This window comes from Massilia glaciei, from assembly GCF_003011895.2.
GTDB classification, from domain to species: Bacteria; Pseudomonadota; Gammaproteobacteria; order Burkholderiales; family Burkholderiaceae_D; genus Telluria_A; species Telluria_A glaciei.
This window is the reverse complement of the sequence record NZ_PXWF02000337.1, coordinates 16,914-37,326: the sequence shown is the minus strand read 5'-3', so window position 1 is coordinate 37,326 and position 20,413 is coordinate 16,914. Positions and strand designations below refer to the sequence as shown.

Here is a 20,413-nt window from a genome sequence, read left to right as displayed (position 1 = left end):
CGTCCTGCGCCGCCGCTTACATCCGGCGCAGCGCCTGCAAGATCGGCTGCAGCACCGCGGCGCCGAGGCGCGCGCTGCGGGCGCCGTCCCAGCCGGAGTGCTCGTCCGGATCGTTGGCGTTGTCCTTGAACGGCAACTCCAGCGTCAGCGACAAACAACCGAAGCTGTGGGTGGCGTTGGGCGAACCCATGGTCAGCACCTCGTCGGTGTAAGGCGCCGAAGGGTAGCCGTGCACGTCCTGGAAGTCGGGGCTCGAGATCTTGTAGTCGTCGCCGAACTGCTTCTCCTGCGCCGCCTGGGCCGCGGTAAAACTGGGCAAGGCGTCGCTGCCGGCCGTGAACACATAGGGCAGGCCCTCGTCGCCATGGACGTCGAGGAACAGATCGCAACCGGTGACGGCCATCTTGTTCTTGACGTGGTAGACCTCGGGGCTGCGCGCCAGGCTCGGCGTGTTCCATTCGCGGTTCAGGTTGGCGCCGGCGGCGTTGGTGCGCAGGTTGCCGTGCACCGAGCCGTCCGGGTTCATGTTCGGCACCACGTAGAACACCGACTCCTTGAGCAGTTGGCGGCCGAACGGATCGGCCGGGTCGAGCAGGGCGTCGAGCATGCCCTCGACGAACCACTCGGCCATGGTCTCGCCCGGATGCTGGCGCGCGATGACCCACACCTTGCGCTTGGCGGCCGGATCGCCGATGACCAGCAAATTCATGTCGCGGCCCTCGACCGTGCTGCCCAAATCGAGCAGGCGCACGTTCTCGGACATTTGCGCGCGGTCGCACAACTCAAGGTGGCGCTCCCACGAATACGGCTCGAAGTAGGCGTAGTAGACGCTGTCCATGGCCGGCGTGTGGCTGATCGTCATGACGCTGCCGTCGAACGCGGTCGGCACCCGGAACCAGCTCACGCGGTCGTAGCTGGCCATGGCCTGGTAGCCTTCCCAGCCGGCCGGATAGGCGCTCTCGCCGGCGTTGAGGAAGCGGATGCTGCACGCCTGCCCTTGCGCGCCCTGCAGGCGGAAGTAAAACCATTGGGTGATGTCGGCGTGCGAATCCTTGCGGATCTTCAGGTCGATGGCGTCGGCGCTCGTGGCGCTGACGAAATCGATGGCGCCGGCGTCGAACTGGCTGCTGATCTTGATAGACATGGTGAGTCCTGTGGTGGGAATGGGTGCTTGGTTACAAGGGTGTAAGACCGAGATCATACTAAATTCGACCGGCGGCGGCGCGAAAATGGCCTGCCGCGCTCGCCATCGTGTGGTTTCCTGCGCTACGTCAATGCCCCAGCCCGCCGGATTGCTATCGTGGCTGTTGGCTGTGCGCTCGTTGCGCAGCCGTGGGTGCCCTCGGCGGGCGGCGACCGAACATATTTAAGGAGTAGGCATGGCAGCAATCTGCTTTTCGTGCGTCGAGGTCACCAGCATCGGCGCCCACGGTTTCTGGCTTCAGTTCAACGACGAAGAAATCTATCTGACGTTCGTCGAATTCCCCCGTTTCGAGCACGCCACGGTGGCGCAGATATTCCGCGTCGAGTGCGCGAGCGCGTCGCGCCTGTACTGGCCGGCGCTCGACCTCGACATCGGACTCGAATCGATGCGCAACCCCATGGTCGGCCGCCACTGCGCGCCCAGCCACTACGATTAGCGCGACGACCAGCTTCAAGACGACCAGCTTCAAGACGATCAGCTTTAAGACGATCAGCTTTAAGACGATCAGCTTTAAGACGATCAGCTTTAAGACGATCAGCTTCAAGACGATCAGCTTCAAGACGCGGCGCGCGTTGCGCACCCCTTGCCGGCCCCCTGGACTCGCGACAGTCTCCGGGGCCGCTTGGTTTGTGAGGCGCTTCTTCTACTTGTCTTGCTTTACTTGTCTTGCTTTACTTGTCTTGCCTTGTCTTGCTTTACTTATCGTGCGCCTGCCTGTCTTGGGCCTACCTGCGCAGACCGCCGAAGCGCGAGTAGAACGAGGCCTCGGCGCCGCCCGCGCGCTCGTCCTCGCGCCGCAGGGCCGCCACGATGTGCTCCTCGGCCGCCGCGTAGGTGTACTGGTAGAGCGCGCGCGCGAGCTCGTAGGCTTTCGAGCCGGGCCACGGGTCGGGCAGCAGCTCGATCGGCAGCATCGGATCGTGCAGCTGCACCCGGCGGTAGGCGTGAATGAGCAGGGTGCGGATCACGAAGGCCTGCTCGGGCGCCAGCCTGGCCTCGCGCAGCAGCATCGCCAGCACCGGCGCGAAGGTCTCGATGAAGTGGCGGTAGCCCTCGACCACGTCCGACAAATCCCAGCCGTCTTCGACCAGTTCGCGCAGCGGCCTGGTCGACACCGCGCCCTGCGCCACCGCGCTGCACACGAACAGCTTGCCGCGCACGCCGACCCGGCCCAGCACCTCCTCGAGGATCTCGGTGTCGCCGGCCGGATGCCCGTACACGCCCGGCGCCGTCACCGCGTAGCCCTCCCACAGCAGCTCCTTGCGCAGCACCGCGCGCTGGTGCGCCGTGAGGGCGCTGCCGGTGGCGAGCAGCAAAGTCCATTTGCCGTCCCAGTGCACCTCGAGCGGCGCGTAGATGCGGCGGTAGGCGCGCTCGAAGCGGGTCAGCGCCGCCGGCGGGATCGAATACGAGCTGCGGCGCCCGTCGCGGTTGGCCTCGAGCCAGCCCTCCTGCGCCAGCCGGTACACGCTGGTGCGCAGCAGGCGGTCGTTGACGCCGAACGGGGCCAGCAGTTCGATCAGGCTGCCCAGCCACACGGTGCCGCCATGGGGCGCGATGGCGTCGCCGAAAATCGTCATCACGAGCGACTTCGAGCGCGGCGGGTCGCCCGCGAGGAACTGCGCTATCCATTCGTTGCTGTTTGCTAATGTCATCTGTTCTGCTGGCTGGGGACGGTTATGGCACGGTTATGGCACGGGTATGGCACGGGTATGGCATTTAAACACAAGATACAAACCTTGAAAATGATTCAAATAATTCGTGTACACCAAAGAATTTGTATCGTAATATGCTTGCTGTAGATACGCCACGGGGAGACTGACATGTACGCGCAAATGGTAGAAACCGGCCTGAACAAGGTCCAAACGCTCGCCGACATGGGTGAACAGGAGCGGCAATTCCAGGCGCGCATCGACGCCGGCATCAAAATCGAAGCCAAGGACTGGATGCCCGAGGCCTACCGCAAAACGCTGATCCGCCAGATCTCGCAGCACGCGCACTCGGAGATCGTCGGCCAGTTGCCCGAAGGTAACTGGGTCACGCGCGCGCCCACGCTCAAGCGCAAGTCGATCCTGCTGGCCAAGATCCAGGACGAGGCGGGCCACGGCCTGTACCTGTACAGCGCGGCCGAGACGCTCGGCGTCTCGCGCGACGAACTGCTGGGCAACCTCCACTCGGGCAAGGCCAAGTACTCGAGCATCTTCAATTACCCGACCCTGTCGTGGGCCGACATGGGCGCGGTCGGCTGGCTGGTCGACGGCTCGGCCATCATCAACCAGATCCCGCTGTGCCGCTGCTCGTACGGGCCGTACGCGCGCGCCATGATCCGGGTCTGCAAAGAGGAGTCGTTCCACGCGCGCCAGGGCTACGACATCATGCTCAGCCTGTGCCGCGGCACACCGGCGCAAAAGGCGATGGCGCAGGACGCCTTCAACCGCTGGTGGTGGCCGGCGCTGATGATGTTCGGCCCGTCCGACGCCGAATCGGTCAACAGCGCGCAGTCGGCGCAGTGGCGCATCAAGCTGTTCTCGAACGACGAACTGCGCCAGCGCATGGTCGACCAGACCGTGCCCCAGGCCGAGTTTTTGGGCCTGACCGTGCCCGACCCCGACCTCAAGTTCAACGCCGGGACGGGCCACTACGAATTCGGCGAGATCGACTGGTCCGAGTTCCACAACGTCCTCAAGGGCAATGGCCCGTGCAACAAGGAGCGCCTCGCGACGCGCGTCAAGGCCTGGGACGACGGCGCCTGGTTCCGCGACGCGCTGGTGGCCTACGCCGACAAAAAACAGAGCAGGCAGGCGGCCGCGTAAAAGCTAAGCGCGGCCCGGCTTCGTGGCACAAATTCAAACCGGAGAATCAAATGAGCAAAGAATGGCCCCTGTGGGAAGTCTTCATCCGCAGCCAGCACGGCCTGGCGCACAAGCATGTGGGCAGCCTGCACGCGTCCGACGCCGAAATGGCCGTCAATAACGCGCGCGACGTCTACACGCGCCGCAACGAGGGCGTCTCGATCTGGGTCGTGCGCGCCGCCGACATCGTCGCCAGCAGCCCGGACGACAAGGGCATGCTGTTCGAGCCGTCCAACAGCAAAGTCTACCGCCACCCGACCTTCTTCCCGATGCCGGAAGAAGTCAAAAACCTGTGAGCGCGGCCTTGAACACCAACGCCACCGAAAAATTCACCTACCTGCTGCGCCAGGCCGATAACGCGCTGATCCTGTCGCAGCAGCTGTCGCAGTTGTGCGGCAAGGGCCCCGCGCTCGAAGAGGACATGGCCCTGACCAACGTCGCGCTCGATTTGCTCGGCCAGACCCGCATGTGGCTCGGCTACGCCGGCGAGATCGAAGGCGCCGGCCGCGACGAGGACCAACTGGCCTTCCTGCGCGACGCCCACGACATGCGCTGCTGTTTGATGGTCGAGCAGCCTAACGGGAACTACGCCGACACCATGGTGCGCCAGTTTTACTTCGACACCTGGCACTACTTCCTCATGCGGGGCCTGCTCAAGTCGAGCGACGAGCGCATCGCGCAGATCGCCGAAAAATCGATCAAGGAGGTGACCTACCACCTGCGCCGCAGTGGAGACCTGATCGTGCGCCTGGGCGATGGCACCCCCGAGAGCCACGCCAAGACCCAGGCCGCCGTCAACGCGCTGTGGCCGTACAGCGGCGAGATGTTCAACTACGACGCGCTCGACCTCGCTATGGTCGAACAGGGCGTTGCGCCGGCCGCCGAGCCGCTGCGCGCGGCCTTCCTCGAGCACGTGGGCGAGATCTTCGCGGAGGCCACATTGAGCATGCCCGCGCCCGACGCGTGGATGCACAAGGGCGGCAAGGTCGGCCGCCACACCGAGCACCTTGGTTACATTTTGGCCGAGATGCAGTTCCTGCAGCGCGCCTACCCCGGGGCCGAGTGGTAATGAACGCGACCGACCAGGTCTGGGCCTGGCTCGGGCAGGTCGCCGACCCGGAGATCCCCGTGATCTCGGTGGTCGACCTTGGCATCGTGCGCGCGGTCGCGTGGGATGGCGACGAATGCGTCGTCACCATCACGCCGACCTATTCGGGCTGCCCGGCGATGGCGGTGATCGCCGAATCGGTCACCGCTGCGCTGAACGAACAAGGCGTGGCGCGCGTGCGGCTGGTGAGCCAGCTCTCGCCCGCCTGGACCACCGACTGGATGAGCGAGACCGGCAAGGCCGCGCTCAAGGGCTACGGCATCGCGCCGCCGGCCCAGCAGGTGGTCGACATCAGCGGGTTGCACGCGGGCGTCAAGCGGCGCCCCGGGCCGGTGCTCAGCGTGGCCTGCCCCAACTGCGATTCGACCCACACCGAGCTGACCAGCCAATTCGGTTCGACCCCGTGCAAGGCGCTCTACAAGTGCCTCGACTGCCGCGAACCCTTCGATTACTTCAAGTGCCACTAGGCGAGCCATGAGCAAATTCTATCCATTGTCCGTATCCCAGGTGCGCCAAGAAACGCGCGACACCATCGTGGTCACCTTCGACGTGCCCGAGGCGCTCAAACCGAGCTTCAAGTACGAGCAGGGCCAGCACCTGACGCTGCGCGCGATGATCGGCGACGAGGACGTGCGCCGCTCGTACTCGATCTGCTCGGCGGTGCAGGACGACGCGCTGCGGGTGGCGATCAAGCGCACCCAGGGCGGCTTGTTCTCGAGCTGGGCCAACGACACGTTAAAGGCCGGCGCCACGCTCGAGGTGATGCCGCCGATGGGCCACTTCAACCTGCCGCTGGCGGCGGACAACGCCAAGCATTACGTGGCGTTTGCGGCCGGCAGCGGCATCACGCCGATCATGTCGATCATCAAAACGACACTGCTGGCCGAACCGAACAGCCGCTTCACCCTGTTCTACGGTAACCGCGCCTCGTCGTCCGTGATCTTCAAGGAAGAGCTGACCGATCTCAAAGACGTCTACATGCAGCGCCTGAACCTAGCCTACGTGATGAGCCGCGAGCAGCAGGACATCGAACTGTTCAACGGCCGCATCACCAAGGACAAGTGCGCGCAGTTCATCAAGCATTGGATCCACCTAGGCGACATCGACGCCGCCTTCATCTGCGGGCCGGAGGACATGATGCTCGGCGTCTCGGCCGCGCTGCAGGAGGCGGGCATGGAAAAGCAGAACATCAAGATCGAGCTGTTCGCCGCCAGCATCCCGAAGCACCAGCACAAGGCGCGCGCGCACGACGCCTCGGTGCCGCACGAGACCGAGGTGACCGTCATCATGGACGGCAACCACACCAGCTTCGTGATGGACAAGGACAAGGAATCGATCCTCGACGCCGGCCTGCGCGCCGGCATCGACATGCGCTACTCGTGCAAGGGCGGCGTGTGCTCGACCTGCCGCTGCAAGCTAATCGACGGCAAGGTCGACATGGACGCCAACTACGCGCTCGAAGACTACGAGATCGCGCGCGGTTTCGTCCTGAGCTGCCAGAGTTTCCCCGTCACCGACAAAGTAGTCATCGATTTCGACCAGGCCGAATAAGCCAAACAAGATCCCGGGAGCCAGCATGGAATACGCAAACATCCTCTTCAAGATCGAAAACGGCATCGCGCAACTGACGCTGAACCGTCCCGACAAGCTAAATAGCTTCACCCAGGCGATGCACCTCGAGGTGCGCCACGCGCTGGGCACCATCGAGGCCGACAAAACGGTGCGCGTGCTGCTGCTGACCGGCGCCGGCCGCGGCTTTTGCGCGGGGCAGGATTTGTCGGACCGCGCGGTCGAACCGGGCGCCCAAGGCGTCGACCTGGGCGCCTCGGTCGAAAAATTCTACGCGCCGCTGATCATGACGCTGCGCTCGCTGCCGATGCCCGTCATTTGCGCGGTCAACGGCGTGGCCGCCGGCGCCGGTGCCAACATCGCGCTCGCCTGCGACATCGTCCTGGCGGCCAAGTCGGCCAATTTCGTCGAGGTGTTCTGCAAGCTCGGGCTGATCCCCGACAGTGGCGGAACCTGGATCCTGCCGCGCCTGATCGGGCACGCCCGGGCCACGGGCCTGGCGATGCTGGGCGATAAGCTGAGCGCCCAGACGGCCGAGGACTGGGGCCTGATCTGGCGCTGCGTGCCGGACGAGGCGCTGCAAGAAGACGCCTACGCGATGGCCGAACACTTCGCCAGCGCGCCGACCAAGGGCCTGGCCTTCACCAAAAAAGCGCTGCAACTTAGCTACGCCAACACGCTGCCCGAGCAGCTCAAAGTCGAAGGCGACATGATGCGCGAGCTTGGCTACAGCCACGACTACCGCGAAGGCGTGGCCGCCTTCATCGCCAAGCGCGCCCCGCACTTTACCGGAGAGTAAGCGATGACGAACGCACTCGAAAAAGGCAGCATCGTCGCCGTCATCGGCAGCGGCGCCATGGGCGCGGGCATCGCGCAGGTCGCCGCGGCATCTGGCTACCAGGTGCGCCTGTTCGACACCCGCGCTGAAGCGGTGGACAAGGCGATCGCCGACATCGGCAAGATGTACGGCAAGCTGGTCGACAAGGGCCGCATGGACGCCGTCGACGCCGACGCCGCGCGCGCGCGCCTGGCCGGCGTCGCCAGCCTGAAGGACGTGGCCGGCGCGGCCATCGTGATCGAGGCGATCGTCGAGAACCTCGACGTCAAGCGCGCGCTGTTCGCCGACCTCGAAGGCATCGTCGGCGACGGGTGCATCCTCGCCACCAACACCTCATCGATTTCCGTCACCGCGATCGCGGCCAAATTGCGCCGCCCGGAGCGGCTGGTCGGCATGCATTTCTTCAACCCCGTGCCGCTGATGGCGCTGGTCGAAGTGATCAGCGGCTTGGCCACCGCGCCCGCCGTCGCCGACACCGTCTTCGCGACGGCCGCTGCCTGGGGCAAGAACCCGGTGCACGCGAAGTCGACGCCGGGCTTCATCGTCAACCGCGTGGCGCGCCCGTTCTACGCCGAGGCGCTGCGCCTGCTGTCGGAGCGGGCGGCCGACGCCGCCACGCTCGACGCGGTCATGCGCGAGGCCGGCGGGTTCCGCATGGGGCCATTCGAGCTGATGGACCTGATCGGCCACGACGTCAATTTCTCGGTCACGCAGTCGGTCTTCAACGCCTATTTCGGCGACCCGCGCTTCACCCCCTCGGTGCTGCAGCAAGAGATGGTCAACGCGGGCTTTTTGGGCCGCAAATCGGGGCGCGGCTTCTACCGCTACGGCGACGACGCGGCCAAGGCGGCGGTACTGGAAGAAGCGCCACAAGCGCGGCCCGGCGCCGTCAACATCAGCATCGAGCCCGACGCAAAAGGCTCGGTGACGGCGCCGATGGAACTGCGCCTTAAAGAGGCCGGATTCGTGGTCAAGCACCGCGACCCGCTGCCGGGCGCCGGCGAGCACGAGGCGGCGGCCTTCCACTGCCATGGCGCGGCCGTGTTCCTGACCGACGGCCGCACGGCCACCGAACGCGCGGCCGCCAACAAGCACGCCGACACCGTGCTGTACGACCTCGCGCTCGATTGCGCCGGCGCCACCCGCATCGCGCTCGCGCGCGCCGACCAGTGCAGCGACAGCGCCTATCACGCGGTGGTCGGCCTGTTCCAGGCGTCCGGCTTCGCGGTCACCCGGCTCGACGACGTGCCCGGCATGGCCGTGATGCGCACCGTCGCCATGCTCGCCAACGAGGCGGCCGACGCCGTCAACCAGGGCGTGTGCAGCGCCGAGGCGGTCGACATCGCCATGCAAAAGGGCGTCAACTATCCGCACGGACCGCTGGCCTGGGCCGATTCGGTCGGGCTGGCGCACATCGTCACGGTGCTGTCGAACCTGGCCGCGACCTACGGCGAGGACCGCTACCGCGTGTCGCCGCTGCTGCGCCGCAAACTGGCGGGCGGAGCGCGGTTCCATGGTTGATCCGCAGGCGCTGGCGCTGGCCGAATTGGCCGGCAAAACCATGTTCGAGCGCGACCTGGCCAGCCGCGGGCTGGGCATGCAGCTGGCCGAGGTCCGACCCGGTTACGCGCGCATGACGATGCCGGTGCGCGCCGACATGATCAACGGCCACCAGATCTGCCACGGCGGCTTCATCTTCGCGCTGGCCGACAGCACCTTCGCGTTCGCCTGCAATTCGCACAACTTCAACACCGTGGCGGCGGGCTGCAGCATCGACTTCCTGGTGCCGGGGCGCGAGGGCGACGTGCTCACGGCCGAAGCGTGCGAACAGGCGCTGGCCGGAAAAACCGGCGTCTACGACATCAAGGTCAGCAACCAGGACGGGCGCGCGATCGCGCTTTTCCGGGGCAAATCGCACCGCGTGAGCGGCCTCGTGGTCGACCAACAACACACCGAAAAAACCCAGGAGCAGCAGACGTGATACTACAAAACGAAGCCTACATTTGCGACGCCGTCCGCACCCCGTTCGGCCGCTACGGCGGGGCCTTGGCGGGCGTGCGCGCCGACGATCTTGGCGCACTGCCGATCGCCGCACTGATGGCGCGAAATCCGGGCGTGGACTGGACCGCGGTCGACGACCTTTACTACGGCTGCGCCAACCAGGCCGGAGAGGACAACCGCAACGTCGCGCGCATGGCGGCGCTGCTGGCCGGCTTGCCGGTCGAAGTCCCGGCCAGCACGATCAACCGCTTGTGCGGCTCGAGCCTTGACGCGGTGGGCATCGGCGCGCGGGCGATCAAATCGGGCGAAGCGCAACTGATCATCGCCGGCGGCGTCGAGAGCATGACGCGCGCCCCGTTCGTGATGGGCAAAGCCGACAGCGCCTTTGCGCGCTCGCCGAAGATCGAGGACACGACGCTCGGCTGGCGCTTCGTGAACCCGCTGATGAAGGCGGCGCACGGGATCGACAGCATGCCCGAGACGGCCGAAAACGTGGCCCAGCAATTCGACATCAGCCGCGCCGACCAGGACGCGTTCGCGCTGCGCAGCCAGCAGCGCTGGGCTAAAGCCAACGCGTCCGGCCACTTCGCCGAAGAAATCGTCGCCGTCAGCATCGCCCAAAAGAAGGGTGAGGCGCGCGTGGTGGCGAGCGACGAGCACCCGCGCCCAGACACCACGATCGAAATGCTGGCCAAGCTCAAAGGCGTGGTGCGCCCGGACGGCAGCGTCACCGCCGGCAACGCCTCGGGCCTGAACGACGGCGCCTGCGCGATCCTGATCGCCTCTGGCGCGGCGGCTGGCCGCTGTGGACTGACCGCGCGCGCGCGCATTGTCGGCATGGCGACGGCCGGTCTGGCGCCGCGCATCATGGGCTACGGCCCGGCGCCGGCGACGCTCAAGGTGCTGGCGCAGACCGGCCTGACGATCGGTCAGATGGACGTCATCGAGTTAAACGAAGCTTTCGCCGCGCAGGGCCTGGCGGTGACGCGCGCCTTGGGCTTGGCGGACGACGCGGCGCACGTGAACCCTAACGGCGGCGCGATCGCGATCGGGCACCCTTTGGGGGCCTCGGGCGCGCGGTTGGTGACGAGCGCGGTCAACCAACTGCACCGCACGGGCGGGCGCTACGCCCTGTGCACGATGTGCATCGGCGTCGGCCAGGGCATAGCCCTGATCATCGAGCGCGTATAAAACATTCCGCAACCGGGGTCTGACCCCACTTATGAAACATTTCGTAAGTGGGGTCAGACCCCAGTTTCAAAATCATTTAAACAATTGGTCAACTTCGGTGCCGTTAAGGGTGAGAATCCAAAACAGGCGCGGCTTATTGGAAATATTTTGTAACCGGGGTCTGACCCCGGTTAAGGAATATTTCTCAAGTGGGGTCAGACCCCGGTTGTGAAATTGTTGGGAGCCGGTATGGTTAAGGTTTATGAAATTAACGGCGTCACGCCGGTCGTCCATCCGAGCGCGTTCGTCCATCCGAGCGCGGTCCTGATCGGCGATGTCATCGTCGGCCCGCGCTGCTATATCGGGCCGCTCGCGTCGATGCGCGGCGACTTCGGCCGCCTTATCCTCGAGGAGGGCGCCAACCTGCAGGACACTTGCGTCATGCACGGCTTTCCCGGCGAGGATACCGTCGTCGAGGTCGACGGCCATATCGGCCACGGCGCCGTGCTCCATGGCTGCCGCATCCGGCGCAATGCAATGGTCGGCATGAACGCCGTCGTCATGGACAAGGCCGTCGTCGGCGAGGAGTCGATCGTGGCCGCCATGAGCTTCGTCAAGGCCGGCATGGTGATTGCGCCACGGTCCATGGTCATGGGCGCGCCCGCGCGCGTCATGCGCGAGTTGACCGATAAGGAAATCGCCTGGAAAAGCTTTGGCACCAGCCAGTACCACGCGCTCGCCGTGCGCTCGTTCGAGTCGATGCACGCGGTCGAGGCGCTCACCGAGGTCGAAGCCAATCGCCCTCGCATCGATCTCGGGCCCGAGATGCACGCGCCTAAAAAATAATATCTGATTCCTTTCTGGAGAAACCCATGCCCACAGTATCAACCCTGCAAAGCCTGATCGGCGGCCGCTGGCTCGGCGCCGAAGCCAATGTCCCGCTGCACAGCGCCCTCGACAGCTCGCTCATCTATCACACCCACGCCGAAAAAATCGATTTCGACGAGGCCGTCACCTTCGCCCGCAAGCAGGGCGTGCCGGCCCTGATGGCGCTCGACTTCCAGCAGCGCGCCGCGCGCCTCAAGGCGCTCGCCCTGTACCTCATGGAGCGCAAGGAGGAGCTCTACAAGGTCTCGCACCTGACCGGCGCCACCCGCCCCGACAGCTGGGTCGACATCGAGGGCGGCATCGGCACCCTGTTCGCCTACGCCAGCATGGGCAGCCGCGAACTCCCGTCGAGCAATGTGCTGCACGAGGGTCCGGTGCTCGCTCTCGGCAAGAACGGCGGCTTCGCAGGCACCCACATCCTGGTGCCGCGCGGCGGCTTGGCGGTGCATATCAACGCCTTCAACTTCCCGATCTGGGGTCTGCTCGAAAAATTCGCGCCGAGCTTTTTGGCGGCCATGCCGTGCATCGGCAAGCCGGCCACCGCGACCAGCTATCTGACCGAGGCCGTGGTCCGCATGATCGACGATTCGGGCCTGCTCCCGGCCGGCAGCCTGCAGCTCGTCATCGGCAGCACCGGCGACCTGCTCGACCGCCTGACCGGCTTCGACGCCGTCACCTTCACCGGCTCGGCCGACACCGCCGCCATGCTGCGCGTGAACAAAAACCTGATCGCCAATTCGGTCCCGTTCACGGCCGAAGCCGATTCGCTCAACTGCGCCATCCTCGGCCCCGATGTCTCGCCCGACGATGTCGAATTCGAGTTGTTCGTCAAGGAGGTCGCGCGCGAGATGACCGGCAAGTCCGGCCAGAAGTGCACCGCGATCCGCCGCATCATCGTGCCGCAAAAGCATGTCGGGGCGGTCGGCGCCAGGCTGCGCGAGCGGCTCGCCAAGATCGTCGTCGGCGATCCGTCGATCGAGGGCGTGCGCATGGGCGCGCTCGCCTCGCTCGACCAGCAGCGCGATGTCGGCGAGCGCCTGGCCATGCTCGCCAAGGGCAACGAGATCCTGTTCGGCGCCGCCGACGGCTTTGCGCCAAAAGGCGAGGGCGCGCACCTGGGCGCCTTCTTCGCGCCGACGCTGGTGCTGTGCCGCGACGGTTTCGCCAACGATGCGGTGCACGATGTCGAGGCCTTCGGTCCGGTCAGCACGATGATGGCCTATAACGATCTGGACGAGGCGCTGGCGCTGGCCGCGCGCGGCAAGGGCAGCCTGGTCAGCACGCTCGTCACGCGCGATCCGATGGTCGCCGCGCGCGCGGTGCCGGTTATGGCCGCCTCGCACGGCCGCGTGCTGGTGCTCGACCGTGAAGCGGCGGTCGATTCGACCGGCCACGGCTCGCCGCTGCCTCAGCTCAAACACGGTGGCCCCGGCCGCGCCGGCGGCGGCGAGGAGCTCGGCGGCATCCGCGCGGTGCGCCACTTCCTGCAGCGCGCCGCGCTGCAAGGCTCGCCGACCATGATCGCCGCCGTCACGGGAGAGTATGTGCGCGGCGCGGCGGTGAAAGAAGCTCCGCTGCACCCGTTCCGCAAGTACTTCGAGGAGCTCGAGATGGGCGATTCGCTGCTCACCCACCGGCGCACCGTCACCGAGGCCGACATCGTCGCCTTCGGCGGCATCTCGGGCGACTTCTTCTACATGCACTTCGACGAGATCGCGGCCAAGGATTCGCAGTTCGGCAAGCGCATCGCGCACGGCTACTTCGTGCTGTCGGCGGCGGCCGGCTTGTTCGTCTCGCCCGCGCCCGGTCCGGTGCTGGCCAACTATGGCCTCGACAACCTGCGCTTCATCACGCCGGTGGCGATCGGCGACACCATCCGCGCGCGCCTGACCTGCAAGCGCAAGGTCGACCGCAACCGCGTCGACGAGAAGGGCGTGGGCCAGGGCGTGGTCGCGTGGGACGTGCAGGTCACCAACCAGAACGAGGAGCTGGTCGCCAGCTACGACATCCTGACGCTGGTGATGAAGCGCGCCTGATTTCTGGGCTGCGGATGGCGAGCTTGCTTCGGCATGGTGCTTAGGAGTCGTTCAAAAATAACTGTAACAATTGGATCAGCCCTGACGGGCGCGCTGCTGCCTCGGCGTTCTTGCAGACCGCCTTCGTCGTCGCCATAGCTCGCTATGACTCCTTCTCGCGCCTTGCATCGCGGCGAAGAACTTGCGGTGCCCGGATTGCTTTGCAATCCGTCCCGCCAGAGCCGCCCAATTGTCACACTTATTTATTCACGGCTCCTTAGGGCACCATGTCGGTTCATTTGCGCCCTGGCGCAAGCATTCACGCGCCCGCCATGCTCCTGCAAGCACTCGATCAGCACCTGATCAATCCACCGGCCCGGCCCGGCCTCGTCGGCATGCGCCGCTTCGGCCTCGAGTTCTGGTATTTTGGCGTAAAAAACGCGCGCGCCTGCCTGTTCGTCGTCCTGTTCTTCGCGGCCGTGTTCCTGGTGCCGCGCGCGGGCGTGTTCGGCCTGCCGCGCTACGACGTCCTGCTGCTGGTCGCCATCGCCATCCAGGCCTGGATGCTGTGGTCCGGCCTCGAGAGCGCCGATGAAATCAAGGCCGTCTGCGTGTTCCACCTGGTCGGCTTCGCGCTCGAGGTGTTCAAGACCTCCAGCGGCATCAGGTCGTGGAGCTATCCCGATCCAGCCTTCACCAAGCTGTTCAACGTGCCGCTGTTTGCGGGGTTCATGTACGCCTCGGTCGGCAGCTACATGATCCAGGCCTGGCGCTTGTTCAAGCTGCGCATCCGCCACCATCCGCCGTACTGGATGGCCACCCTGATCGCGGTGCTGATCTACGCGAACTTTTTCACCCGCCATTACATCGGCGACTATCGCTTCTATCTCGCCGCCTGCGCGCTGGGCCTGTATGCGCGCACCAGCGTGGTGTATCGCCCGTTTGACCGCGAGCGCAGCATGCCGCTGCCGCTCGCCTTTGTGCTCATCGGGTTTTTCATCTGGCTTGGCGAGAACATCAGCACCTTTGGCGGCGTCTGGCGCTATCCTGATCAGATGGGAACGTGGTCGGTGGTCCATGTGGGCAAGTGGAGCGCCTGGTCGTTGCTGGTGATTATGACTTTCACGATCATCATCCATCTCAAGCACATCAAGGCGCGCATCCATGTGTCTGTATAAGAGGCGGGCCCGACCTGCTTTTTTTACAACAATTGGGAAATGCAGCCAAGAATTCTTGACAGTGTTATATCACCCTCATATATTACCGATGTTCGGGAAATTTTCTCTCAAAACGCGACTAAATAGGGGATGCAGATGGCTCAGAACGAAGACGGCGGCGGCGAGGAAAGTTTTGGCTCACGCTTCCTGAGTGGTTTGAAAGGCATGATCCTCGAGGACGAGGTTCCGGCCAAGCGCGCCCCCGCCGAAGCGCCGGCCGCGGCCGCGCCGGCCCCGGCCGCCGGCGCCGCCGCCCGCGGCAACCCGGGCCAGTCGCCGTCGGCGCCGGCGCCGTCATTCACGGCCCCCGCGTCGCAGGACTCGCCGATGTTCGCCAGCCTGCTGTCCGTCACGCTCGCGCGCGCCACGGCCTACACCGCCCTGACCGAGGCCATGACGCCGCTCGAGGAGATCATCCCCGACGAGATGACGCGCTACCGCGCCGCCTTCGCCGTCATCAAGAAGAACCGCACGCTCGAGCAGGTGGTGCAGGCGATCGACCTGCAGCACATGGAGGTGCTCGCGGAGGAGGTGGCGCGCTTCGCGGTGCAGGCCAAGAGCAAGCAGTTCCAGGACGTGCAGTCGCGCGTCGACGAGTCGACCAACCTCAAGGCCAGGATCGACGCGGCCAACGCGCAGGTGGCCAACCTGCGCCGCGAGCTCGAGGAGAAGGTGCGCGCGATCGAGGATGGCGTCCAACGCGACCGCCAGCGCGCCGCCGAGATCGACCGCGCGGTCGACGAAAACCAGAAGGCGATCGCCGCCGTGCAGCGCCAGTTCGACGCCGCCGCCGCCGCCGTGCGCGAGAGCCTGACCGGCGCCAAGGCCAAAATTCTCAAGTACCTGGCCTAGGCGCGGCGCGCAGCCGCGCGCTTCGCCCTCGCCCCCGCTTTTTCTATCTTTTCTACCGCCCCACCCCCAGCAAAGGATGTCAACATGATCGAGAACGCTCCGAAGGATTTCAAACCGAAGGGCTTCTGGGAGCGCCCCGAGGGCGTTACCGGCCAGATTTTCGGCGTGGCCCTGATCGGGGGCGCGGGCTATCTGCTTTACCAGGCGCTGCCTTACATCATCACCTTGCTGCAGAACACGATCACCGCGATCGCGCTCGGCGTGGTCGCCGTCGTGCTCGGCTTCATCGTCACCGACAAGCGCTTCTGGCGCCTCGGCAAGTACATGTACATGAGCATGATGCGCAAGATCACCCAAGTGTTCGTCGAGATCGATCCGATCGGCATCATGAAGAACTATGTGGTCGAGCTGCAAGGCAAGCTCGAGAACATGAACAAGCGCATCGCGCAGCTTAGCGGCATGATCCGCGCCTGCAAGGAGGAGATCCAGAAGAACGAGAAGGTCAAGTCGGGCGCCCTCAAGATGGTCAACGAGGCGCAAAAAGAGGGCAAGGCGACGGTCATCGCTTTGCAGGCGCGCAAGGCCGGCCGCATGGCCGAGGCCAACATCACCTACCAGGATTTGCTCGCCAAGCTCGAGTTGCTGTACCGCGTGCTGATCAAATACCAGGACGTGTCGAACTTCCTGATCGAGGACATGAAGCAGGAAATCGAAGTCAAGATGCGCAAGAAGGAGATGGCCGACGCCGCCCATTCTGCCATGAAGTCGGCGATGAGCATCATCAATGGCGACCCCGACGCCAAGGAGATGTTCAACATGGCCAACGAATACCTGGCCGCCGACTACGCGATGAAGATCGGCGAGATCGAGGACTTCGTGCGCATGTCAGACTCGTTCATGTCCTCGGTCGACCTGCAAAACGGCGTCTACGAGGCCGACGCCATGAAGATGCTCGAGGACTGGGAGAAGAACGCCGATTCGATCGTGCTGGGCGACTCCAAGCGCCTGCTGATCGAGAACAATCCCTCGGCGAGCGTCAAGATGTCGATGACGCCGGAAAAAGAGGCCGTGCGCGTCAATACGACCGACGTCCAGTGGTTCGACAAGTCTTAAGCAGCACGCACACGCACACGCACACGCACACGCAATCCGGGCCGCGCGCGTTCGCGGCCACTACCAGATATAAATAAAGGGAATTCCAATGGCACTCAAGCCCATTCCAAGGCTCATCCTGATCGTCGCCGTCATCGGCGGCGCGGTCTACGGCATCAACAAATACTTCGGCAGCGGCGGCCTGCGCGGCGAGACCAGCGCGAGCATCGTCCCGACCGGGCTCGATATGCCGGTCGCCGCCGGCACCGGCCCGCAGGGCGCGGGCGCCGCGATCGACACAGCGGCCGTGCCGCAAGGCGGCGGCAATTACATGCCGAAGATGCTGGTCATTCCCTGGAACGCGACCGCGGCGCTGCATTTCGCCAACGGCGACGCCAGCACCAAGCCGGGCAGCCTGATGGCCAGGCGCGGCGTGAACCTGCTGCTCGAGCGCCAGGACGACTACGCGCAGATGGTGGCCGAGCAGGCCCTGTTCGCGGCCGAAGTGGCGGCCGGCGTCGACCAGCCGACCAAGGGCGCGGCCTTCGTCATCATCATGGGCGACGCGCTGCCCGGTTACGCCAGTTCGGCCAAGGCCGCGCTCGAGAAGATGGGCCAGCAGATCGAGGTGGTCGGCGCGGTCGGCTACTCGCGCGGCGAGGACAAGTGCATGCTGCCGCTCGAAGTGGCGTCCAATCCGCAAAAGGCGCGCGGTTCCCTGATCGGCGCGGTGCTGCGCGACGGCGACTGGAACATCTGCGTCAAGTACGCCGCCGACAACAAGATCCCGGTCAATCCCGATGTGCGCACCTACGATCCGGAGGCGATGAACTTCGTCTCCACGACCTCCTTCGTCGAAGCCGACGAAAAACTGATCGCCGCCTCCAAGGGCGCGTGCGAAACCCGCCCCGTCGTCAGCAAGGGCAGGGCCACCGGCGAGAACCGCCGGGTGTGCCAGAACGGCACCGCGACCTGGACCCCGGGCGACGTCAAGGTGGCGCGCGAAGTGGGCGGCCTGGCCTCGGTCGCCTCGACCAAGGAATACATGTGGCAGATGCCGTCCACGATCATCGGCAACAAGCAGTGGATGGAGAAGCACCCTGAGTACGTGAGCAACATGCTCGCCGCCGCCTTCGAGGGCAGCGACGCGGTCAAGTCCAGCGACGCCAACCTCCTGATCGGCACCGGCATCCTGGCCAAGGTCATGAAGGAGCAGGACGCGCAGTGGTGGGCCAAGTACCACAAGGGCGTCGTTGAAAACGACAAGCAGGGACACCCGATCAGCCTTGGCGGCTCGACCACCAACAACCTGGCCGACAACCTGTTCCTGTTCGGCCTGAACGGCAACGACAACCTGTACAAGCGCGTCTACACGGTGTTCGGCAACATCGCCAAAGAGATGTATCCGAAGGATATGCCGGAGCTGATCGCCTACGACAAAGTGGTCAACACGCGCTACCTGCAGGCACTCGCGAGCGGCTCGGCCGCGGCCGCCGCCGTGCGTCCGGACGTGCCGGCGTTCACCCAGAACGCGCCGGCCACCTCGACCTTCTCGAAGCGTTCGTGGGCGGTCGAATTCGACAGCGGCAAGGCCACCTTCCGTCCCGAGGCGATCCCCGTGCTCGAGCAGATGATCGACCAGATCACGGTGTCGGGCCTGGCGGTGCAGATCGCCGGCCACACCGACAGCAGCGGCGACCCGCTCGCCAACCTGGCCCTGTCGAAGCGCCGCGCCGAAGCGATCAGCCAGTGGCTGCAGGCGAACGCGCCGTCCTCGTTCCCCAAAGAGCGCCTGCGCACCCGCGCCTATGGCGACCAGCAGCCGGTCTCGGACAACAGCACGGCCGAGGGCAAGGCCAAGAACCGGCGCGTCGAAGTCTCGCTCATCCGCACCGAGTAAAGCGGCACCGGCGGCCGGCGCGCGCATGCGCCGGCCGCTGTTTTTTTCTCCTCCTCACCTCCACATCTGACGGGAACGCGGCCACATGCAAAAGGCATCGAATCTATTCCTCCCCTTTACACCGGTCGCGCCCTCGCACATCAAGATCGTGTTCGCGGTGCAGGCCCTGCTGGCGGTGCTCATCTGGTCGGCCAGCGATTCCAAGTCGCTGCCCACGCCGCTCGAGGTCATCACGTCCTGGGTCGACCTGGTGCGCAACCAGGACCTCATGTTCGAGCTGTGGAGCAGCGTCAAGATCAGCCTCGTCTCGCTGCTCATATCCACCGTCGCCGCGGTCCTGGTGGCGGCCCTGAGCACGGCGCCCATGTTCCAGCCGCTGGCGCGGTTTTCGTCGTCGCTGCGCTTCCTCGGCTTCGCCGGCCTGACCTACGTGTTCATGCTGATGTCGAGCGATTCGTACTGGCTGCGCATCTCGCTGCTCTCGTTCGGGATGTTCGTGTTCATGGTCACCGGCCTGCTGGCCGAGATCAGGGCCATGCCGCAGGAGCAGGTCGACCACTGCCGCACGCTGGGCATGAAGCACTGGCGCATCACGGGCGAGGTGGTCCTGCTCGGCAAGGCCGATGTCACGCTCGACCTGGTGCGCCAGAACGCGGCGGTCGGCTGGACCCTGCTCACGCTGGTCGAGGGCATGACCCGTTCCGAGGGCGGCATCGGCGCCATGCTGCTCAACCAGAACCGCTACTTCCTGCTCGCCGGCGTGTTCGCGATCCAGATCACGATCCTGGTCTACGGCCTCACGCAGGACAAGTTCCTCGGCCTGCTCAAGGACGCCATGTGCCCGCATTCGCGGCTCGGCAAAGAAGGAGGCGCGGCATGAGCGCGGTGTTGAAGGAATTTACCGTCGGCGAGCGCCTGCTCACGATCGAAGGCGTCTGCGTCTCGTACGACAAACCGGTGCTGAAAAAACTCGACGCGAAGATCGACAACATCGTGCGCGACGGGATGCAGCAGGGTCAGGTCGTGGCGCTGCTGGGGCCATCGGGCAGCGGCAAGACCCAGCTGTTCCGCTGCATCGCCGGCCTGCAACGGCCGAACTCGGGCTCGATCCGGCTCAAGAGCAGCACCACCCAGGTGATGCCCGGCGAGGTCGGCGTGGTGGCGCAGCATTACCCCTTGTTCAACCACCGCACGGTGCTCGGCAACCTGCTCGTGGCGGCGTCGCGCCACACCAAGGATCCGAAGCAGGCGCGCGAGAAAGCCGTCGCCATGCTCGAGGAGTTCCACCTCGAGGACAAGGCGATGTCGTATCCGCAGTCGCTCTCGGGCGGACAGCGCCAGCGCATCGCGATCGCGCAGCAGCTGCTGTGCAGCTCGCACTTCCTGCTCATGGACGAGCCTTTTTCGGGACTCGATCCGCTGGCCAAGCGGCGCGTGTGCGAAACCATCGCCGGCGTCTCGGGCAAGCACGACCTCAACACCATGATCGTCGTCACGCACGATATCGAAAGCGCGATCGCGATCGCCGACACGGTCTGGGTCCTCGGGCGCGACCGCGACGACAAGGGCAACCCGGTGCCCGGCGCGCGCATCCAGGAGGTCATCAACCTGGCCGAGATGGGCATGGCATGGGATCCGGACATCGAGTCGCGGCCGGAGTTTTTCGAGCTCACCAAGCGCATCAAGCGCCAGTTCGCCGAACTGTAG

General features: G+C 65.3%; 20 protein-coding genes. 18 read left to right on the top strand and 2 right to left on the bottom strand.

The genetic code is table 11. The features are described 5' to 3' along the window. Positions 1 to 16: 16 nt before the first annotated feature. Positions 17 to 1,144 (bottom strand): M14 family metallopeptidase, encoded by a 1,128-nt coding sequence (locus C7C56_RS26735; protein ID WP_106760378.1) that lies wholly within the window; start codon positions 1,142 to 1,144, stop codon positions 17 to 19. 235 nt (positions 1,145 to 1,379) lie between these two features. Between C7C56_RS26735 and C7C56_RS26730 the strand changes: the two genes are divergently transcribed. Next, the gene (locus C7C56_RS26730; RefSeq protein WP_106760377.1) at positions 1,380 to 1,640 is read left to right on the top strand and encodes a DUF2442 domain-containing protein; all 261 of its coding nucleotides are present in this window, start codon (positions 1,380 to 1,382) and stop codon (positions 1,638 to 1,640) included. Positions 1,641 to 1,929: 289 nt separating this feature from the next. Here C7C56_RS26730 and paaX read toward each other — a convergent pair whose 3' ends face one another. Beyond that, the gene (gene paaX, locus C7C56_RS26725) at positions 1,930 to 2,859 is read right to left on the bottom strand and encodes a phenylacetic acid degradation operon negative regulatory protein PaaX (RefSeq protein WP_106760376.1); all 930 of its coding nucleotides are present in this window, start codon (positions 2,857 to 2,859) and stop codon (positions 1,930 to 1,932) included. 168 nt (positions 2,860 to 3,027) lie between these two features. On the opposite strand from paaX, the gene paaA reads away from it, so the two are divergent. The 17 genes from paaA (at position 3,028) to C7C56_RS26640 (ending at position 20,413) form a co-directional block, all read left to right on the top strand. Continuing rightward, the gene (paaA, locus tag C7C56_RS26720) at positions 3,028 to 4,017 is read left to right on the top strand and encodes a 1,2-phenylacetyl-CoA epoxidase subunit PaaA (protein WP_106760375.1); all 990 of its coding nucleotides are present in this window, start codon (positions 3,028 to 3,030) and stop codon (positions 4,015 to 4,017) included. Between the two features lie 50 nt (positions 4,018 to 4,067). After that, positions 4,068 to 4,352, top strand: a complete 285-nt coding sequence (gene paaB, locus C7C56_RS26715) for a 1,2-phenylacetyl-CoA epoxidase subunit PaaB (protein WP_106760374.1) — start codon at positions 4,068 to 4,070, stop codon at positions 4,350 to 4,352. A gap of 8 nt (positions 4,353 to 4,360) precedes the next feature. Beyond that, entirely contained in the window at positions 4,361 to 5,125 is a 765-nt protein-coding gene (gene paaC, locus C7C56_RS26710) for a 1,2-phenylacetyl-CoA epoxidase subunit PaaC (protein WP_229459019.1), read from the top strand. Continuing rightward, positions 5,125 to 5,631 (top strand): 1,2-phenylacetyl-CoA epoxidase subunit PaaD, encoded by a 507-nt coding sequence (gene paaD, locus C7C56_RS26705; RefSeq protein WP_106760372.1) that lies wholly within the window; start codon positions 5,125 to 5,127, stop codon positions 5,629 to 5,631. The genes paaC and paaD overlap by 1 nt, the downstream gene beginning before the upstream one ends. A 7-nt stretch (positions 5,632 to 5,638) precedes the next feature. Continuing rightward, the gene (paaE, locus tag C7C56_RS26700) at positions 5,639 to 6,715 is read left to right on the top strand and encodes a 1,2-phenylacetyl-CoA epoxidase subunit PaaE (protein ID WP_106760371.1); all 1,077 of its coding nucleotides are present in this window, start codon (positions 5,639 to 5,641) and stop codon (positions 6,713 to 6,715) included. A gap of 25 nt (positions 6,716 to 6,740) precedes the next feature. Further along, complete coding sequence (gene paaG, locus C7C56_RS26695) at positions 6,741 to 7,532, top strand: 2-(1,2-epoxy-1,2-dihydrophenyl)acetyl-CoA isomerase PaaG (protein WP_106760370.1); 792 nt, start codon at positions 6,741 to 6,743, stop codon at positions 7,530 to 7,532. A gap of 3 nt (positions 7,533 to 7,535) precedes the next feature. Then, a complete protein-coding gene (paaH, locus tag C7C56_RS26690; protein WP_106760369.1) occupies positions 7,536 to 9,092 on the top strand; it encodes a 3-hydroxyacyl-CoA dehydrogenase PaaH in 1,557 nt (518 codons plus the stop codon). Next, positions 9,085 to 9,552: a hydroxyphenylacetyl-CoA thioesterase PaaI gene (gene paaI / locus C7C56_RS26685; RefSeq protein ID WP_106760368.1), complete on the top strand. Its 468-nt coding sequence runs from the start codon at positions 9,085 to 9,087 to the stop codon at positions 9,550 to 9,552. The genes paaH and paaI overlap by 8 nt, the downstream gene beginning before the upstream one ends. Beyond that, a complete protein-coding gene (gene pcaF, locus C7C56_RS26680) occupies positions 9,552 to 10,763 on the top strand; it encodes a 3-oxoadipyl-CoA thiolase (protein ID WP_106760392.1) in 1,212 nt (403 codons plus the stop codon). The genes paaI and pcaF overlap by 1 nt, the downstream gene beginning before the upstream one ends. 228 nt (positions 10,764 to 10,991) lie before the next feature. Next, positions 10,992 to 11,588, top strand: a complete 597-nt coding sequence (paaY, locus tag C7C56_RS26675) for a phenylacetic acid degradation protein PaaY (protein ID WP_106760367.1) — start codon at positions 10,992 to 10,994, stop codon at positions 11,586 to 11,588. Between the two features lie 26 nt (positions 11,589 to 11,614). Next, positions 11,615 to 13,666, top strand: a complete 2,052-nt coding sequence (gene paaZ, locus C7C56_RS26670; RefSeq protein WP_106760366.1) for a phenylacetic acid degradation bifunctional protein PaaZ — start codon at positions 11,615 to 11,617, stop codon at positions 13,664 to 13,666. A gap of 311 nt (positions 13,667 to 13,977) precedes the next feature. Continuing rightward, positions 13,978 to 14,823, top strand: coding sequence for a DUF817 domain-containing protein (locus C7C56_RS26665; RefSeq protein ID WP_106760365.1), 846 nt, complete (start codon positions 13,978 to 13,980; stop codon positions 14,821 to 14,823). A gap of 135 nt (positions 14,824 to 14,958) precedes the next feature. Next, positions 14,959 to 15,714 carry a hypothetical protein gene (locus tag C7C56_RS26660; protein ID WP_146204660.1) on the top strand — a complete coding sequence of 252 codons (756 nt, stop codon included), beginning with the start codon at positions 14,959 to 14,961 and terminating at the stop codon, positions 15,712 to 15,714. 84 nt (positions 15,715 to 15,798) lie between these two features. Beyond that, the gene (locus C7C56_RS26655; RefSeq protein WP_106760363.1) at positions 15,799 to 16,827 is read left to right on the top strand and encodes a hypothetical protein; all 1,029 of its coding nucleotides are present in this window, start codon (positions 15,799 to 15,801) and stop codon (positions 16,825 to 16,827) included. Between the two features lie 88 nt (positions 16,828 to 16,915). Continuing rightward, entirely contained in the window at positions 16,916 to 18,706 is a 1,791-nt protein-coding gene (locus tag C7C56_RS26650) for an OmpA family protein (protein ID WP_106760362.1), read from the top strand. Positions 18,707 to 18,791: 85 nt separating this feature from the next. Further along, a complete protein-coding gene (locus C7C56_RS26645) occupies positions 18,792 to 19,586 on the top strand; it encodes an ABC transporter permease (RefSeq protein ID WP_106760361.1) in 795 nt (264 codons plus the stop codon). After that, positions 19,583 to 20,413: an ABC transporter ATP-binding protein gene (locus C7C56_RS26640; protein ID WP_106760360.1), complete on the top strand. Its 831-nt coding sequence runs from the start codon at positions 19,583 to 19,585 to the stop codon at positions 20,411 to 20,413. The genes C7C56_RS26645 and C7C56_RS26640 overlap by 4 nt, the downstream gene beginning before the upstream one ends.

Bases quoted from the DNA above. Each gene is read 5' to 3' on its own strand.
- C7C56_RS26660 (WP_146204660.1), top strand. From the start codon at position 14,959: ATGGCTCAGAACGAAGACGGCGGCGGCGAGGAAAGTTTTGGCTCACGC.
- paaY (WP_106760367.1), top strand. From the start codon at position 10,992: ATGGTTAAGGTTTATGAAATTAACGGCGTCACGCCGGTCGTCCATCCG.
- C7C56_RS26735 (WP_106760378.1), bottom strand. From the start codon at position 1,144: ATGTCTATCAAGATCAGCAGCCAGTTCGACGCCGGCGCCATCGATTTC.
- C7C56_RS26640 (WP_106760360.1), top strand. From the start codon at position 19,583: ATGAGCGCGGTGTTGAAGGAATTTACCGTCGGCGAGCGCCTGCTCACG.
- paaB (WP_106760374.1), top strand. From the start codon at position 4,068: ATGAGCAAAGAATGGCCCCTGTGGGAAGTCTTCATCCGCAGCCAGCAC.
- paaX (WP_106760376.1), bottom strand. From the start codon at position 2,859: ATGACATTAGCAAACAGCAACGAATGGATAGCGCAGTTCCTCGCGGGC.
- paaE (WP_106760371.1), top strand. From the start codon at position 5,639: ATGAGCAAATTCTATCCATTGTCCGTATCCCAGGTGCGCCAAGAAACG.
- C7C56_RS26655 (WP_106760363.1), top strand. From the start codon at position 15,799: ATGATCGAGAACGCTCCGAAGGATTTCAAACCGAAGGGCTTCTGGGAG.
- C7C56_RS26665 (WP_106760365.1), top strand. From the start codon at position 13,978: ATGCTCCTGCAAGCACTCGATCAGCACCTGATCAATCCACCGGCCCGG.
- C7C56_RS26645 (WP_106760361.1), top strand. From the start codon at position 18,792: ATGCAAAAGGCATCGAATCTATTCCTCCCCTTTACACCGGTCGCGCCC.
- paaI (WP_106760368.1), top strand. From the start codon at position 9,085: ATGGTTGATCCGCAGGCGCTGGCGCTGGCCGAATTGGCCGGCAAAACC.
- C7C56_RS26730 (WP_106760377.1), top strand. From the start codon at position 1,380: ATGGCAGCAATCTGCTTTTCGTGCGTCGAGGTCACCAGCATCGGCGCC.
- paaA (WP_106760375.1), top strand. From the start codon at position 3,028: ATGTACGCGCAAATGGTAGAAACCGGCCTGAACAAGGTCCAAACGCTC.
- paaG (WP_106760370.1), top strand. From the start codon at position 6,741: ATGGAATACGCAAACATCCTCTTCAAGATCGAAAACGGCATCGCGCAA.
- paaD (WP_106760372.1), top strand. From the start codon at position 5,125: ATGAACGCGACCGACCAGGTCTGGGCCTGGCTCGGGCAGGTCGCCGAC.
- C7C56_RS26650 (WP_106760362.1), top strand. From the start codon at position 16,916: ATGGCACTCAAGCCCATTCCAAGGCTCATCCTGATCGTCGCCGTCATC.
- paaZ (WP_106760366.1), top strand. From the start codon at position 11,615: ATGCCCACAGTATCAACCCTGCAAAGCCTGATCGGCGGCCGCTGGCTC.
- paaH (WP_106760369.1), top strand. From the start codon at position 7,536: ATGACGAACGCACTCGAAAAAGGCAGCATCGTCGCCGTCATCGGCAGC.